General features: G+C 73.1%; 13 protein-coding genes. 7 read left to right on the top strand and 6 right to left on the bottom strand.

The window, feature by feature from the left end; genetic code table 11:
- Window positions 1-129 precede the first annotated feature (129 nt).
- On the bottom strand, window positions 130-1,200 hold the full coding sequence (locus tag G5C65_RS14920; RefSeq protein WP_241265799.1) for a LysR family transcriptional regulator: 1,071 nt from the start codon (window positions 1,198-1,200) through the stop codon (window positions 130-132).
- A 243-nt stretch (window positions 1,201-1,443) separates the two neighbouring features.
- Between G5C65_RS14920 and G5C65_RS14915 the strand changes: the two genes are divergently transcribed.
- Complete coding sequence (locus tag G5C65_RS14915) at window positions 1,444-2,250, top strand: ABC transporter ATP-binding protein (RefSeq protein WP_165299301.1); 807 nt, start codon at window positions 1,444-1,446, stop codon at window positions 2,248-2,250.
- Between the two features lie 86 nt (window positions 2,251-2,336).
- Window positions 2,337-3,398, top strand: a complete 1,062-nt coding sequence (locus tag G5C65_RS14910) for a questin oxidase family protein (RefSeq protein WP_165299300.1) — start codon at window positions 2,337-2,339, stop codon at window positions 3,396-3,398.
- Window positions 3,399-3,569: 171 nt separating this feature from the next.
- On the opposite strand, the gene G5C65_RS14905 is transcribed toward G5C65_RS14910, so the two are convergent.
- Window positions 3,570-4,094: an O-acetyl-ADP-ribose deacetylase gene (locus G5C65_RS14905; RefSeq protein WP_165299299.1), complete on the bottom strand. Its 525-nt coding sequence runs from the start codon at window positions 4,092-4,094 to the stop codon at window positions 3,570-3,572.
- A 125-nt stretch (window positions 4,095-4,219) separates the two neighbouring features.
- Between G5C65_RS14905 and G5C65_RS14900 the strand changes: the two genes are divergently transcribed.
- Complete coding sequence (locus tag G5C65_RS14900) at window positions 4,220-5,515, top strand: exo-beta-N-acetylmuramidase NamZ family protein (protein ID WP_165299298.1); 1,296 nt, start codon at window positions 4,220-4,222, stop codon at window positions 5,513-5,515.
- 28 nt (window positions 5,516-5,543) lie between these two features.
- Complete coding sequence (locus G5C65_RS14895; RefSeq protein ID WP_165299297.1) at window positions 5,544-5,945, top strand: VOC family protein; 402 nt, start codon at window positions 5,544-5,546, stop codon at window positions 5,943-5,945.
- A 33-nt stretch (window positions 5,946-5,978) separates the two neighbouring features.
- On the opposite strand, the gene G5C65_RS14890 is transcribed toward G5C65_RS14895, so the two are convergent.
- Together G5C65_RS14890 and G5C65_RS14885 are read right to left on the bottom strand one after the other, a co-directional pair.
- Window positions 5,979-6,671, bottom strand: a complete 693-nt coding sequence (locus tag G5C65_RS14890; RefSeq protein ID WP_165299296.1) for a nuclease-related domain-containing protein — start codon at window positions 6,669-6,671, stop codon at window positions 5,979-5,981.
- Between the two features lie 41 nt (window positions 6,672-6,712).
- Complete coding sequence (locus tag G5C65_RS14885; RefSeq protein WP_241265798.1) at window positions 6,713-8,566, bottom strand: ABC transporter ATP-binding protein; 1,854 nt, start codon at window positions 8,564-8,566, stop codon at window positions 6,713-6,715.
- A 96-nt stretch (window positions 8,567-8,662) separates the two neighbouring features.
- Between G5C65_RS14885 and G5C65_RS14880 the strand changes: the two genes are divergently transcribed.
- Window positions 8,663-9,112, top strand: a complete 450-nt coding sequence (locus G5C65_RS14880; RefSeq protein WP_165299294.1) for a MarR family winged helix-turn-helix transcriptional regulator — start codon at window positions 8,663-8,665, stop codon at window positions 9,110-9,112.
- Window positions 9,113-9,195: 83 nt separating this feature from the next.
- Complete coding sequence (locus tag G5C65_RS14875) at window positions 9,196-12,168, top strand: FAD-binding and (Fe-S)-binding domain-containing protein (protein ID WP_165299293.1); 2,973 nt, start codon at window positions 9,196-9,198, stop codon at window positions 12,166-12,168.
- Between the two features lie 94 nt (window positions 12,169-12,262).
- On the opposite strand, the gene G5C65_RS14870 is transcribed toward G5C65_RS14875, so the two are convergent.
- Complete coding sequence (locus G5C65_RS14870) at window positions 12,263-13,633, bottom strand: alpha-amylase (protein WP_165299303.1); 1,371 nt, start codon at window positions 13,631-13,633, stop codon at window positions 12,263-12,265.
- A gap of 335 nt (window positions 13,634-13,968) precedes the next feature.
- Here G5C65_RS14870 and G5C65_RS14865 point away from each other — a divergent pair, with 335 nt between their 5' ends.
- Window positions 13,969-15,378 carry a Gfo/Idh/MocA family protein gene (locus G5C65_RS14865; protein ID WP_165299292.1) on the top strand — a complete coding sequence of 470 codons (1,410 nt, stop codon included), beginning with the start codon at window positions 13,969-13,971 and terminating at the stop codon, window positions 15,376-15,378.
- A gap of 102 nt (window positions 15,379-15,480) precedes the next feature.
- On the opposite strand, the gene G5C65_RS14860 is transcribed toward G5C65_RS14865, so the two are convergent.
- Window positions 15,481-16,099 (bottom strand): L,D-transpeptidase family protein (locus G5C65_RS14860; protein WP_206441810.1); only part of this gene is annotated, 619 nt, incomplete at its 5' end.

Below are 16,099 nucleotides of genomic sequence, written 5' to 3'. Positions count from 1 at the left end.
GCGTGCGGCGAGCGGCCCGGGGGCCCGGGGGACGGCCCCGCAGCGCCTCATCCGCCGGTCGGGTGCCGGACGGCTCCGGACCGCCTTCCGGCCGGGGCGCCCGGGTGGCCGGGTGGCCGTCGGGCCGGCTCACCGGTGGCTGAGCTGCGCCCCCGCGCACTCCCGCGCCCCGGAGCCCGCCCGGAGCCGCGCGTGCTCCCGTGCGAGCGCGTCCCACAGCAGGCCGACCGGATGCTCCGGACCGGCCGCCGTCGGAGCGTCCCGGCGCCGGAACGCTCCGACGAGGACCTGCTGCGGCGACCCCACGTCCTGGCGCAGCCGCAGCGTGCGCAGTCCGGCGGCCTCCGGCAGCCGCCCCTCGGCCACGGCCTCGGCGAGGCCCTGGGTGACCAGCATGCTGCCGCGGATCACCCCGGAGCCGAGCAGCTCGAACCCGTAGTGCGCCGAGTCGATCTCGGCGGCGACCCGGATCCGCCTGCGGTAGCCCGCGCCGAACCAGGCGCGCAGCGCGTCGGGGACGATACCGTCCGCCGGGACGACGAGGGGCGTCCTGGCCAGCGCGCCCACACGCACCGGCTGCCCGGAGGGCTCGCGGACCGGCTGGTTGGTCACCAGGCCCAGCCCGCTGCGCCGCCACTCCATCACCTCCAGCCCCTCGAAGCGCGCGTCCCCGGCAGGCCCCGCGGCTGCCGGGGTGAGCACGCTGCCGCAGACCAGGTCGAGTTCCCCCGACCGCAGCTTCCCGAGCAGACCGCTGGTGCGGACATGCTCCATGCGCAGCTCGACGCCCTCGCGCAGCAACCGGTCCCGCACCTGCTCCACCGCGTCGAGCAGATAGCCGAGGGTGTAGCGCGTGGACCCGACGGCGAGCGTGCGCCCGCTGCGCAGCCGGGCGGCGTCCAGTTCGGTCCGCCACTCCCCCAGGGTGTCGCGGGCGAGCCGGGCGAGCGCCTCGCCCGCGGCGGAGAACGCCACGCGCTCACCGCGTCCGCGCTTGTGGAGCAGCGGCTCGCCGCAGTGCTCGCCCAGGTTGCGGTTCAGCGTGTCCAGTTGCTTCTGCACGCTCGACTGTTCGCGCCCGAGCAGTCGGGCGGCGGCGAGCGCGGTCCCCTCCTCGAACACGGCGAGCAGCGTGCGCAGCTGGTCCATGGTGGTGTCGAGCAGCCCCGCCGGGTACTGCGTCGGGCCGGGCAGGGGCATGGGCCCATCTCACTCTCGGTCTGGTCGGAACGCCGGGCTCCGCAGCCTAACTTCCGTGCGGCGCACACCCCTTCGCGGGGATCCGGCATTCCCGCTGGTGTGCGCCGATCCGTCCACGTGCTGAACACCTCCGATAGTCCATGCACCGCACAGCTAACCTGGGCGCCCCGGACGGCGGGCCGCGTGCGCGGCGTCCTGTACGGCGGCCCCGCGCCGCACCGCCGAACACTCCGGGAGGACCCCATGGCACACCGCTCGCCCCGCCTCGTCGCCGCCCTGGAGGGCGTCGGCGTCCGCCGGGCCACCACGGACCAGCTCATTCTGGACGGCGTCGACTGGTCGGTACGCGCGGGTGAGCACTGGGCGCTGCTGGGGGCGAACGGCGCCGGGAAGACCACCCTCCTGCGGCTGCTCGGAGCGGCCATGTTCCCCACCACCGGAACGGTCGAGGTGCTGGGCAACCGGCTGGGCCGGGTCGACGTACGAGAACTGCGCGCCCATATCGGCCATGTGTCCACCACCCAGCGCGTCCCGCAGGACGCCACCGCGCACACCGTCGTCCTGACCGGCGCGACGGGCAGCGTGCAGCCGCTGTGGCGGAAGTACGACGCGGCCGCCCGGGAGCAGGCCCAAGAGCTGCTCGCCGAACTCGACTGCAAGGAACTGGCCGACCGCCCCTTCGGCGTCTGCTCCGGAGGACAGCGGGCCCGCGTGCTCATCGCCCGCGCGCTGATGCCCGCGCCCTCGCTGCTGCTGCTCGACGAGCCGTTCAACGCGCTGGACCTGCCCTCGCGCGAGGACCTGATCGACGCGCTGCACCGGCTGGCCGTCACCCGGCCGGACCTCGCGACCGTCACGGTGACGCACCACCTGGAGGAGCTGCCGCCGAGCACCACACACGCGCTGCTGCTCCGGGAGGGCAGGGTGCAGTCCGGCGGCCCGGCGGCCGAGGTGCTCAGCAGCGAGCGCCTGACCCGGTGCTTCGGCCGGGCCATCGAGGTGACCTCGCAGGACGGGCGGTGGCTCGCCCGCTCGGGCCGTGCGGTCTGAGACCTGGGACCTAGGCCCGGCGCACGCACCCGGATTCGGGCGGAAGTCCGTTCCGGCAGCTCACCCGCCCGCCTAGGGTCCACGCCATGGACACGACGGGGACGCTGGACGAGGCACTGGAACGGCTGCACACCTCGGGGCCCGAGCGCGAGGGGTGGCTGAGCAACCACGCGCCCATGGCGGTGGAGGCGCTGGTACGGAACGGCCAGCAGCGGACGGTGCACCGCTGGCTCGACCGCTACCGCCACAAACTGGAGGACATGCCGGCCCCCGGCACCCCCGTCACCGCCGACACCTGGCAGGAGGCGCTGGGCGACCCCGCCAGGCTGGCCGACTGGACGCTGTTCTTCGCCCGGCAGCTGGCCGAGCAGCCGTGGCGGGACGTGCTGGGGGCGTGGTGGCCCCGGCTGCTGCCGGGCATGCCGGGAGCCGCCACCCACACGGTCATCCGCACCGGGCACGCGGTGCGCACCCTGCTGGACGACGAGGCGGGCGGCGACCTGCGACCGGACGGGAGCGACCCCGGCCCCCGCCTGACGGAGCTGGCGCACGCACTGGGCTACTGGGCGGCCCGGCACGCCCCGCTCCCGGACGTACGGCGGCTCCCGGCGGCGGGGTCGGCCGGCGCCGGCCTGGACGCCGTTCCGCTGATCGACGACCGGTCGGGCGGGATCCGGGACCGGCTGGCCCGGCTCTCCGCGCTGCCCGAGCGGCCCGGACCGCCCGACCCGGACGACACGGCGGCCGAGGACGGACTCCGGGCACTGGTGCGGGCGGCGGCGCACCGGTACGCGACGCACGCGCACGGCGAGCCGGTGATGCTGGTCCACGCGGTCACGGGGCCGAACGCCGTGCTGCGCATCCTGCCCGCGCTGCCCCGGGACCAGTGGGCGGCGAGCCTGGACGTCGCGTGGGCGGTCGGTGCCGCCGTCACCGCCGTCTACAGCCCGGCCGAGGGCGCGCCGCCGGTGCGGGCCGGGAGCACCTCCCCCGAGGAGGTCTTCGAGCGGGCCGCCGCACACGGCGACGAGCACGCCATCAAGCTGGCGGACACCGTGCTGGACGTGGCCTCGTGGGATCCGGACGGCGACCGGCTGGAGCTGGCGGCCGCGCTGCGCGGTGTCGAGCTGATCGAGCCGGTGTTCTAACGGCACGGCGCGAGCGGCACGGTCCGCACAGGCGGCACGGAGGCTGCCCGCGCCGGGAGTGCACGCGGCGGGACTGCACGCGGCGCGACCGTCCCCGTGCCGTGCCCCGGGGCCGGAACTCCATACCGAGGCCGCGGTGCGGTGCGCTCGGTACCCGGAGGGGAGATGCGCTCAGTGCCCGGAGGGGAGAGCGGCGGCGAAGGCGTCGTAGGCACGCTGGTCGAACAGGACGAACCGCACCTCGGTGAACCCCTCCCCCTCCTCCAGCACCGCGCCGACGGCGATCCTGGCCGCGTCCTCGACGGGCCAGCGGAAGACACCGGTGGAGACGGCCGGGAAGGCGATCGTGCGCGCCCCGAGTTCACGGGCCGCCCGGAGGGACTCGCGGTGGCAGGAAGCGAGCAGCGCCGAGCGGTCCTCCCCGGGCTCCCAGACCGGGCCCACGGTGTGCACCACCCAGCGCGCCGGCAGCTTCCCGGCGGTCGTCGCGACGGCGTGCCCGACGGGGAGCCCTCCTCCGTAGCGCGAGGCGCGCAGCCGGCGGCACTCCGCGAGGATGTCCGGGCCGCCCCTGCGGTGGATCGCACCGTCCACTCCGCCGCCGCCCAGCAGGGAGGAGTTGGCGGCGTTCACCACGGCGTCCACGTCCTGCTCGGTGATGTCCCCCTGGACGAGCGTGATGTTCGGTTTCGCCATACGGCCATCCTGTCAGCGGTGCGTGTCGGTGCACACGCCCCTCGCGTCGTGCGCGCACTCTGGTCGGCACCGCCGCAGTCGTATTAGCTTGCCCAGCCCGCCCTCTCCCGGAAGGACGGTCCGTCATGGCCGGCACTCCCTCTCGCCGTTCCCTCGTGGCGGGCGGCACGGCCGCCGCCCTCGCCTCCCCGCTGCTCGCCGCGCAGCCCGCACAGGCGGCCCCGTCCGCCGAACGGCGGCCCACACGGCGCGTCCTGCCCGGCGCCGACGTCGCCGCCGCGCAGGGGTGGCGGATGCTCCGCGGCCGCAGGGTCGGCGTGATCAGCAACCCGACGGGAGTCCTGCGGGACGCCGGCCATGTGGTGGACTCGATGGCTGCGCGCGACGAGCTGAACGTCGTCGGGGTGTTCGGCCCGGAGCACGGATTCCGGGGCAGCGCGCAGGCGGGTGAGTCGGAGCCGGAGTTCGAGGATCCGCGCACCGGCCTGACGGTGTACGACGCGTACGGCGCGGACACGGAGAAGCTGGCGGGGCTGTTCCGCAAGGCCGGCGCCGACACCGTGGTCTTCGACATCCAGGACGTGGGCACCCGCTTCTACACGTACATCTGGACGATGTACCGCGCGATGGCCGCTGCCCGGCAGACCGGCGTCCGGTTCGTCGTCCTGGACAGACCCAACCCGATCGGCCGCCGGGCGGACGGTCCGCTGCTGACGGAGGAGTACGCCTCGGGAGTGGGGCTCAAGCCCATCATCCAGCAGCACGGCATGACGGTCGGCGAACTGGCCCGCTACTTCAACGGCGAGCTGCTCCCCCGGGAGGGCGACGGCGGGAGGGTGGAGCTGGGAGTGGTCCGGGTGCGCGGCTGGCGCCCGGACACGACCGCCCAGCACACCGGTCTGCCCTGGGTGCCGCCGTCGCCCAATGTGCCCACCCCGGACACCGCCTCCGCGTATGCGGGAACGGGCTGGTTCGAGGGCACCAACCTGTCCGAGGGGCGCGGCACCACCCAGCCGTTCCAGTTCATCGGCGCCCCGTATCTCGACTACCGCTACAGCGACCGGCTGAACGCCCTGGGGCTGCCCGGGGTGCGCTTCCGGGAGGGCTACTTCGTCCCGACGTTCAGCAAGTACACCGGGAAGACCTGTGCGGGCGTCCAGATCCTGGTCACCGACCCGGCGCGGTACGCACCGCTGCCGACCGCCGCCGCGATGCTGGTCGAGGCGCGGAAGTACGACGGGTTCGCCTGGCGGAAGGACGCGGGCCAGGAGCGGCCGTACTGGATCGACAAGCTGTCCGGCTCACCCCGGCTGCGAGAGATGGTCGACGCGGGCGAGGACGCGGCCGCCGTGACCCGGGCGTGGCGGGCCGAGGTCCGCGCGTTCGTCCGGCAGCGGCGCCCGTATCTGCTGTACGGCTGAGCGGGCCGTCGCGGGCTAGGCTCCGGCTATGGCCGCACGCTTCAAGGACCTTGTCATGGACGCCGTCGACCACCAGGCGCTCGCCGACTGGTGGTGCGCCGCGCTGGGCTACGAGCGGCGGGAACCGCCCGCGGGGCACTCCGCGACGCCCCGGGAGTGGCCGGTGCCGATCTATGACCCGGCGGGCTGCGGCCCGCTCATCTGGGTGAACCCGGTCGCCGAGCCGAAGACGGTGAAGAACCGCATTCACCTGGATGTCTTCGGGAGCACCGACGAACTGCTCGCCCTCGGGGCGACCGTGATGCGGCTCCGGGACGACAGCATCGCGTGGGACGTGCTGGCTGATCCGGAGGGCAACGAGTTCTGCGTGTTCACCCCGAAGCCGAGCAGCGTGCGGCACTGGCCCACCGCCTCGGACCCAGGACGCTGAGGGCGCGGGGCGCTGTCGCGGCCCGGAGGCGGCTCACAGGCCGGTCCACGTGCGCCGGTCGCGCGCGACCGCATAGACAGTCTCGACCTCGGCGGGCTTCCACACCGCCGACCCGGCGCCGAGCCGGTGCACGTCACGCTCCCGCAGCACGCGCACGCTGCCGGCGCCGGGATGCGGGGTGAGCCGCGAGGCGGCCACGAAGACCAGGACCGGCTGCGTGTCGACCGGGAATCCGCAGCCCCGGCTGAGCGCCAGCGCGGCGGACCGCGCCTCGCGCCTGACCAGCCGCACATACGGCTCGCACCGGCGGCGGCCGACGCGCACCATGTCGTCGCCCACCCGGATGCGCGCCCTCCGGTGGTGCGCCGTACGGATGGTGAAGACCCCGCCGGGGCCGACGAGCAGATGGGCGATGACGGAGTGGGACGGGAGCGGGATGGAGTGCAGCGCCCGCCAGCCGCCCGGCGCCATCGCCTCCAGCGCGTCGCCGACCTGCTGGTGCCCGGCCAGTTGGCCGCGCCATTCGGCGGCGGGACCGGTGCGCCGGGCCAACCGCGCCGCCAGGGCGTGCGGAGCCCTCCGGCGCGGTCCGTGCGCGTCCCGTGTGGAGGCCAGTATGGCGTGCAGGTGTTCGCCGGGGCGGTTCGGGGCCAGATCGTCGTCCGGATGGAGCCATAGCGGGCCACCGCCGCGGGGCCAATCGTGAGTGCTGCCGTGCTTGTCCATGCCGCCACCCCCTCGTGCCTCGCACCTCCCTCCAGGATCCGTCAGAGCGGTGACGAGGTCGAGCCGACGGCGCGGACTGCGACGGCGGTGTCCTGTGAGGTGTGTGTGTCCCGCCGGACCAGCGCCGCGTACCGGCCGCCGGCGGCGAGCAGCTCGTCGTGCGTACCGCGCTCGACGATGCGGCCGCCGTCCAGCACCACGATCTGGTCCGCCTCGCGCACGGTGGACAGCCGGTGCGCGATGGTGAGGGTGGTGCGCCCGGCGGAGAGCCCGTCGACGGCCTCCTGCACGGCACGCTCGGTGCGCGTGTCGAGGGCGCTGGTGGCCTCGTCCAGGATGAGCACGGGCGGATCGCGCAGGATGGTCCGGGCGAGCGCGAGACGCTGCTTCTCGCCGCCCGAGAAGCGGTAGCCGCGCTCGCCGACGACGGTGTCGTACCCCTCCGGCAGTGCGGCGATCTGATCGTGGATCTGCGCGGCCGCTGCCGCCGCGCGCACCTCCTCGTCGGTGGCGCCCGGCTTGGCGAAGCGAAGGTTCTCGGCGACCGTGGCGTGGAAGAGGTAGGTCTCCTGGGAGACGACGCCGACGGCGCGCGAGAGCGACGCGAAGTCGAGTTCGCGTACGTCGATCCCGTCGAGCGTGACCCGCCCGCCCGTGACGTCGTACAGCCGGGGCACCAGATAGCTCAGCGTGCTCTTGCCCGACCCCGTCGCGCCCACGATGGCGAGGCTGCTGCCCGCGGGGACGGCCAGGTCGATGCCCTGCAGGGTGGCGCGTCCGTCCGGGCCGCCGTAGGAGAAGTCGACGCCCTCGAACCGCACGTCTCCCCGCACCGTCGGAAGGGCCACGGGGCTGTCGGACTCGGTGATGTCGACGGGGAGGTCGAGGTACTCGAAGATGCGCTGGAAGAGCGCGAGCGAGGTCTGCATCTCGACGCCGGTGCTGAGCAGCGAGACGGTCGGGCGCAGCAGCCCCTGCTGCAGGCTGACGAACGCGACCAGGGTGCCGATGGAGAAGGCGGGGCCGCCGAACTGGACGAGCATTCCGGCCGTCCAGTACAGCAGCGCGGGGATGGCGGCCATGACAATACCGATGGTCGACATACGCCAGCGGCCTGCCATGTTCGAGCGGATCTCCAGGTCGACGAGGCGCTCGGACTCGTCGGCGAAGTTCCGGGTGAGGGAGTCGGCGCGGCCCATGGTGCGGCCCAGCAGGACGCCGCTGACCGACAGGGACTCGGTCACGAGCGCGGACATCGACGCCATCTGCTCCTGCCGCTCGCCGGCGACCCGCTGCCGCTCCTGCCCGACCCGGCGGCTCACCCACACGAAGAAGGGCAGCAGGACCAGGGAGGCGATGGTCAGCCGCCAGTCCAGCGCCAGCATGGCCACGATGGTCGCGACGACGCTGGTCAGATTGGAGACCAGCGACGTGGCCGTGGAGGTCACGGTGGCCTGCATGCCGCCGATGTCGTTGGCGATCCGCGACTGCACCTCCCCCGTGCGCGTACGGGTGAAGAAGGCGAGCGGCATCTGCTGGAGCTTCGCGTAGACGCCGGTGCGCAGATCGTGCATCACGCGCTGGCCGACGGTGGTGCTGATCAGCGTCTGCAGGACGCCGAAGACGCTTGTCATGACCGCTGTGGCGATCATGCCCAGGGCGAGCAGGCTGAGCAGGCCGGTGCGCTGCTGCGGGATGGCGACGTCGAGAATCTCGCGCAGCAGGAACGGCGAGGCGACGGAGACCAGCGAGGAGGCGGCGACCAGCAGCCCCACGACGGTCAGGCGGCCCCGGTACGGGCGAAACAGACGGAGGATACGGCGGACCCGCACAGGCTGCTCGGTGATAGACGGGCCCGCGGGCGACGGCTTCCAGCCGGTGGCGTCACGGTGCAAGGGACTCCTCGGAGAAGAGCTCGGCGGACAGGACGCAAGAGCATAGTTCATTGTTACCTATATTCACAATGATGCTACTCCTGATAATCTGCGGCCATGACGCCCACATCCGCCGACGAGACCGCCGGAGACCTCGCCGACCAGCTGCTGCGGCTGACCAGACGGCTGAATCACGCACACCGGCAGAACTTCGCCCCCGTCGGCGTCACCCCGGCTCAGGCCCGGCTGCTGCGGATGACGGGGCACAGCCAGGAGCCCCCGCGCATGGCCGATCTCGCGGAGCGGCTCGGCGTCGTCCCCCGGCAGGTCACCAGCCTCGTGGACGCACTGGAGGACCGCCGCCTGGTCCGCCGGGCGCCGGACGCGGCCAACAGACGCGTGATCCGCATCGAGCTCACGGAGGGCGGCAGAGACGCCCTCAAGGAGCTGCGGCGGGCCCGCAGAGCCGCCGCGGAGGAGCTGCTGGCCCCGCTCTCCGCGCGGCAGCGCGACGAGCTCAGCCGGCTGCTCGCGCTCCTCGACACGGCACACGACCTCGCGGGCTGAGCGGCCCGACAGAGCGTCCCGTCCCGTGCGGAACTAGCATGTATCGAACATCAACTCCGCTCCCCGCGCGTCCAGGAGAGGCCATGCCCCTGCTCGATCCCCAGCCCGGGGCGCTGCGCCCCCGGCCCTCCGCGGGCCACGGCCCGGCGGCCGACCGCGTCGCCGACTCCCGCGCCCGGGGCACGGCGCAGCCGCTGCGCGGCGACCTGGAGCGGCTCCTCGGCCCCGGCAAGGTGCTGTGGAAGGTCTCCGACCTGGTGCGCTACGCCTCGGACGCCAGCCCCTACCGCTTCGTTCCGCAGGTCGTGGTGCTCGCCGAGGACGTGGACGACGTCTCCGCCGTCCTGTCCTACGCCCGCGGCCACGGGCGTGACGTCGTCTTCCGGGCCGCCGGCACCTCGCTCAACGGTCAGGCGCAGGGCGAGGACATCCTGGTCGATGTGCGGCGGCACTGGACGGGCGCCGAGGTGCTGGACGAGGAGGGCGGACAGGCCCGGATCCTCCCCGGCACCACCGTGTTCCGCGCGAACGCCGCCCTCGCCCCGTACGGACGGGTGCTGGGCCCCGATCCGGCGAGTGCCATCGCCTGCACGGTGGGCGGTGTGGTCGCCAACAACGCCTCCGGGATGACGGCGGGCACCACCCGGAACTCGTACCGCACCGTCGCGTCACTCACGGCCGTCCTGCCGAGCGGCACCGTGGTGGACACCGCACACCCCGCGGCGGACGAGGAGCTGGCCCGCGCCGAGCCGGCGCTGTGCGAGGGGCTGCTGGCCCTCAAGGCGGAGATCGAGGCGGACCCCCGCCTGGCCGACCGCATCCGCGCCAAGTACACCCTCAAGAACACCAACGGCTACCGCCTGGACGCGTTCCTCGACGGCGGCACACCGGTGGAGATCCTGCGCGGGCTGATGGTGGGGTCCCAGGGCACACTCGGCTTCCTCTCCGAAGTCGTCTTCGACACGCTGCCGCTGAACCGCCGCACATCCACCGAGCTGCTGTTCTTCCCGACCCTGTCAGCGGCGGCGGCAGCCGTCCCGCTGTTCAACGAGGCGGGCGCGCTCGCGGTCGAGCTGATGGACGGGAACACCCTGCGCGCCTCGGTCAGCGTGCAGGGCGTACCGGCCGACTGGGCGGAGCTCCCGAAGGAGACCACCGCGCTGCTGGTGGAGTTCCGCTCACCCGACGAGGCGGCGCAGGAGGCGAGCGAGCGGGCCGCCGGCGAGGCGCTGGCCGGGCTGGAGCTGGTCGCACCCGTGCCGTCGGTGACCAACGCCTTCACCAGGGACGCGAAGACCATCGCGTCCTACTGGAAGGCGCGCAAGGCGTTCGTCACGGCGGTCGGCGGCTCGCGCCCTTCGGGGACGACGCTGATCACGGAGGACTTCGCCGTACCGCCCGCACGGCTGGCCGAGGCGTGCGAAGCGCTGCTGGAGCTCCAGGAGCGGCACGGCTTCGACGCGGCGGTGGCGGGCCACGCCGCGCACGGCAACCTGCACTTCCTGCTCGCCTTCGACGCGGCCGACCCGGCGGACGTCGCGCGGTACGCCGCGTTCATGGACGACTTCTGCCGTCTGACCGTGGAGCGCTTCGACGGCTCGCTCAAGGCGGAGCACGCCACCGGGCGGAACATCGCTCCGTTCCTGGAGCTGGAGTGGGGCGAGCGGGCCACGGAACTGATGTGGCGGATCAAGCAGCTGTTCGACCCGGCCGGGGTGCTGGCCCCGCGGGTCATGCTGGACCGGGACCCCCGGGCGCATCTGCGCGGCCTCAAGTCCATCCCCCGGGTGGAGGACGAGGCGGACCCGTGCATCGAGTGCGGCTTCTGCGAGCCCACGTGCCCCAGCGAGGATCTGACCACCACGCCGCGCCAGCGGATCGTGCTGCGCCGGGAGATGATGCGCCAGACGCCCGCCTCACCGGTCAACGACAGCCTGCTGGAGTCCTACGGCTACGACGCCGTCGACACCTGCGCGGGCGACTCGACCTGCAAGCTCGCCTGCCCGGTGGGCATCGACACGGGCGCGCTGATGAAGGACTTCCGGCACGCCCGCCATACGGACCGCGAGGAGCGCGCGGCCGAGCGTGCCGCGCGGCACTTCGCCGCCGTGGAGCGCTCCGCGCGGCTGGCCGTCGCCGCGGCCGGACAGGTACGCGGCAGGCTGCGCGGCCGGAGCGGCGATCTGGGCGACCGGATGCTGGAGTCCGTGACCGGCGGTCTGCGCAAGGCCGTACGGCCCGATCTGGTGCCGGAGTGGCTGCCGCAGATCCCCGGCGCGGCCGCCAAGCGGCTGCCCGCGACCGACAGGGCGACCGCGGCGGCTGTCTACTTCCCGGCCTGCGTCAACCGCATCTTCGGCGAGCCGGAAGGGCACGAGGGCCCCTCCCTGCCGGAGGCCATGGTCATCGTCTCGGCGCGGGCCGGCCGCCCCGTGTGGATCCCCGAGGACGTCACGGGCGGCTGCTGCGCGACCATCTGGCACTCCAAGGGGTACGAGGCGGGCAGCACGCTGATGGCCAACCGCATCGTCGAGTCGGCGTGGCGCTGGACGGACGGCGGGGAACTGCCGCTTGTCGTGGACGCCTCCTCGTGCACCCTGGGGATCGCGCACGAGGTGGTGCCCTATCTGACGCCCGCCAACGCCAAGCTGCACGAGCGGCTGACCGTGGTCGACTCCCTGGTCTGGGCGGCCGACGAGCTGCTGCCCCGGCTGACGGTCGAACGGCGCGTCGGCACGGCGGTGCTCCACCCGACCTGCTCCATGCGTCACCTGGGCGACGAGGAGCAGTTGCGGCGGGTCGCCGAGGCGTGTGCCGAACAGGTCGAGGTTCCGCTCGACGCCGGCTGCTGCGCCTTCGCGGGCGACCGCGGCATGCTGCACAAGGAGCTGACCCTGTCGGCGACCGCCAAGGAGGCCGCGCAGGTGCGGGAGCGGCCGTATGACGCGTACCTGTCGGCCAACCGCACCTGCGAGATCGGCATGGACTACGCCACGGGCGGACGCGGATATCGTTCGGTGGTCCTGGAGCTGGAGCGCGCCACCCGCCCCCGGTGAGCGGCCCGGGGCGGCACGGGGCGCCCATGGCGCCACCGGAGCACCGGCGGGCGCCACGGGGGCCGGTGACAGGTCCCGTGGCGCCCCGTGGACGCTATGACTCCTCGGCGCCCACGTGCAGCGCGACCGCACCGTGCGCCGGGACGGCCACCTGCGCGGTGCCGTCCCCGGCGACCTCGACCGTCCGCGCACAGCCGTCCGCCGCCTCGTCCGCGACGTCGCAGTACGTGCCCGCGGGCAGCGAGGTGGTGAAGGTCCGGCTCAGCTCGCTGTCGCCGTTGTTGAGAGCGACGAAGCCCCGCTCGCCGCGGCCGAAGGCCACCGCGTCGCCGTCCGCCCACCAGTGGGTCAGCTCCGCGTCCCGGACGGCGTTGCGGAAGCCGACCATGCCGGTGATCTCCGGCCGGGCGTGGGTGCCGGTCCAGCCCGCGTCGCCGCCGGGCGGGCCCGCGTCCCGGTCGCTGAACTCGTAGCCGGAGTAGACGTTCGGCGCGCCGTAGGGGTGGGCCAGCAGGAAGATGCTGGCCAGGGTGTGGGCCGCGCCGTCCCGGTAGCTGAGCGTGGAGCCGTTCCGTTCGGTGTCCCAGTTGTCGACGAACGTGCGGGCCGAGCCGCCGTCCAGCTTGCCGTCGCCGACGCTGCGCAGGGAGCCCAGGTTCCCGCCCTGGAAGGCGCTCTTGAGGTGCCGCCCGTAGCGGAACTCGTCCACGTCGCCCAGGCCCGTGTACTCCTCGGGCTGGACGGCCTCGCCGTCGCCGTGGATGACCTCGCTGACCCAGAAGCCGGGATCCCGGGTCATCTTGGCCTTGATGCCGGCGAGGTCCTCGGCGGACATGTGCTTCGCCGCGTCGATGCGGAAGCCGGCGACGCCCATCGACCGCAGGTCGTCGAGGTGCGCCGCGATGGTGGACTGCACACGGTCGCTGCCGGTGTCCAGGTCGGCGAGACCGAGGAGTTCACAGTTCTGGACGTTGTCCCGGCTGGTGTAGTCGTTGATGTCCTGACGGCAGCCGTGGAAGTCGGCGTCCTGATAGCTGCCCGGGTAGCCGTACTTGGTGTACTCGGTACCGCCCGTACCGGTGCCGGAGCCCGCGGTCATATGGTTGACGACCGCGTCGGCGATGACCCGGACGCCTGCCGCGCCGCAGGTGCTGACCATGTTCTCGAAGTCGGTACGGCTGCCCAGCCGCCCCGCGATCCGGTAGCTGACGGGCTGGTACGAGGTCCACCACTGCTCGCCCCTGATGTGCTCGGTCGCCGGGGAGACCTCGACGTAGCCGTACCCCGCCGGGCCGAGGGTGGTGGTGCACTCCTCGGCCACGGCGCTGAACGGCCGCTCGAAGAGCGTGGCGGTCACCGTCCGGTCCCCGGGCGGCGCCGCCTGGGCCTGGCCGGGCACGGCGGTCAGCAGACCGCCGACAGCCAGGACTCCGGCGCTGCTCGCGGACAGCAGACGTCGTCTCATCATGGTGCGGCTCCTTCGTGACGCGGGACAGGGATGCCCGGGAAGGCAGCCAGGCGCCAGGGCCGCCGTGGGGGGGATGAAGCGCAGTGCCGAGCCTGGTGCGCGACCGTGGACACGTCAATAAGTGCCGCAAGTAATTCCAGTTGGTTGCGGAAATGATTTGCGATCACGAGAGTCCATGCACCGCCGCGGAAAGTCCAAGGACCGCCTTCTTGCGCACCAGTGGTCTCAACCAGCAGGGTCCTGAGCCGAGTTCCCACAGCCGGCGCGCCACCAGGCGACCGCGGCCGGGCGGACTCCTGACCGCGACCTGACAGCGACCTGCGGGAGGTCCGATGAACGACCAAGGATTCAGCCGGCGTTCCGTCCTGCGGACAGCGGGCGCTGCGGGCGCCGGGCTGGGTGTCGGTGCGCTCGGCACCGGAACCGGTGCCGCTGCCGAGCCGGGCGCCGCGGACGCGGCCGGACAGGCCGCGGCTCCGGCCGCTCCGCCGCGCCGGGGCAGAACCATGATCGGCGTGCCCTTCGAGAGGCGGCGCACGGTCCGGGTCGGCCTCATCGGTCTCGGCAACCGCGGCGCCAGCATGATCGACCTGTTCCTCGCGCTGGACGGCGTACGGGTGAAGGCGATCTGCGACCCGGTGCGGGAGAAGGCGGAGCGCGCGGCGAAGAAGGTCACCGGCGCGGGCCAGCCGGCGCCCACCCTCTACACCAAGGGCGACCACGACTTCGAGAAGCTGTGCGCCAGGGGCGACCTCGACTTCGTCTACGTCGCCACACCCTGGGAGTGGCACTTCGACATGGCCGCCGCCGCGCTCCGCGGCGGCAAGCACGTCGGTGTGGAGTGCCCGCTCGCGCTGGAGCTCAAGCAGCTCTGGGAACTGGTCGACCTGTCGGAACGGCACCGCAGGCACTGCATGCAGCTGGAGAACTGCGCCTACGGGCGGAACGAGATGCGCGTCCTGCGCATGGCGCACAAGGGGCTCTTCGGCGACCTGCTGCACAGCGCCGGCGCGTACATCCACGACCTGCGCGAGCTGATGTTCGATCCCGACTACTACGAGGGCCCCTGGCGCCGGAAGTGGCACACCCGCCTCAAGGGCGACCTCTACCCCAACCACGGCTTCGGTCCCACCGCCAACTACATGGACGTCAACCGCGGCGACCGCGCCGTGCGGATGACGACGTTCGGCTCCCCGGCACTCGGCCTCGCGGCCTACCGCAAGGAACATATGCCGCCCGGCCACGAGAGCTGGAAGGAGACGTACACCGAGAGCGACATGTCGATCAGTCTGGTCCAGACGGCCGAAGGCCGCGTCATCCGGCTGGAGCACAACGTCTCCAACCCGCACCCGTACAGCAGGCTGAACATCCTCGCCGGCACCAAGGGCGTCTTCGAGGACTACCCGCCGCGCATCTACCTTGAGCCGGACATGTCCGGCCACGAGTGGGGCGACTTCGGCACGTACCAGGAATTCGACCACTGGCTCTGGAAGGAGCATGCCAATCCGCCCGGCGGGCACGGCGGAATGGACTACATCATGCTGTTCCGGCTCGTCCAGTGCATGCGGCTGGGGCTGGTCCCGGACTTCGACGTGTACGACGGGGCGACCTGGACCGCACCGGTGCCGCTGAGCCACGCGTCCATCAAGGCGAACGGCGCACCCCAGGAGTTCCCGGACTTCACCCGCGGGCTGTGGAAGGGGAAACGGGACGGCGTCGACTCCGAGAAGCCGCGCGAATAGAGCGTGCCCGGCGTCGGGGCTGCGCTTGCCGACCCTGCTCCCCGCTCAGCGCTCCCGCTCAGCGAAGCCGAGAGCCCGGGCGAGCACCCGCGCTGCGCGCCCTCAGCCCTTCAGCGCCGCCTTGTCGCCCATGACCACCACGGGGTGCCGCTTCGGGTCGAGGGTGCGCAGCAGCTTCTCCATGGCCGCCTTGGAGACGCTCACGCAGCCGGACGTACCGCTCCCGTGGTCCCGGTGCAGCCAGATGCTGCCGCCCTTCGACTTCCCCCGGGGGCGCGTCGGATCGAGCGGAGAGGTGCCCTTGACGCGGTTGTAGTCCACCGCGATGACGTAGTCGAAGTCGTGCCGCGTCTTCTTGGGCCAGTAGGAGGGCGGGGTGAACGCGGCGCTGTGCGTGTACGGAAGCCTGGCGCCCGGGTCCGCGAGCACGCCCCCCGCGTCGGAGAGCGTGAAGACGCCCACGGGGCTGCGCTTGTCGCCCTCGCGGTGGTTGGGCGTCCAGCCCTTCTTGCCGTTGTGCGCCGGCCAGCTCGCCTGCCGGGACCAGCGGTCCTCCCGCTTGGTGTAGAGCCGCACGGTGGAGTCGGGCGAGTCCTTGCCCTCGCCGTACACCGCGACGACCTGAGTGCTCCGGTCGGGGATCTTCCCCTGGAGCCGGTCGCCCACGCCGGGGATCCGCTCCGGATCGTGCGAGGGGGACGCCTGCTGGGCCCTCCCGCCC

The sequence above is a fragment of the Streptomyces boncukensis genome, from assembly GCF_011045075.1.
Taxonomy (GTDB): domain Bacteria; phylum Actinomycetota; class Actinomycetes; order Streptomycetales; family Streptomycetaceae; genus Streptomyces; species Streptomyces boncukensis.
Note: the sequence above shows the minus strand (reverse complement) of the source record. Positions and strands in the feature narration are given on the sequence as shown.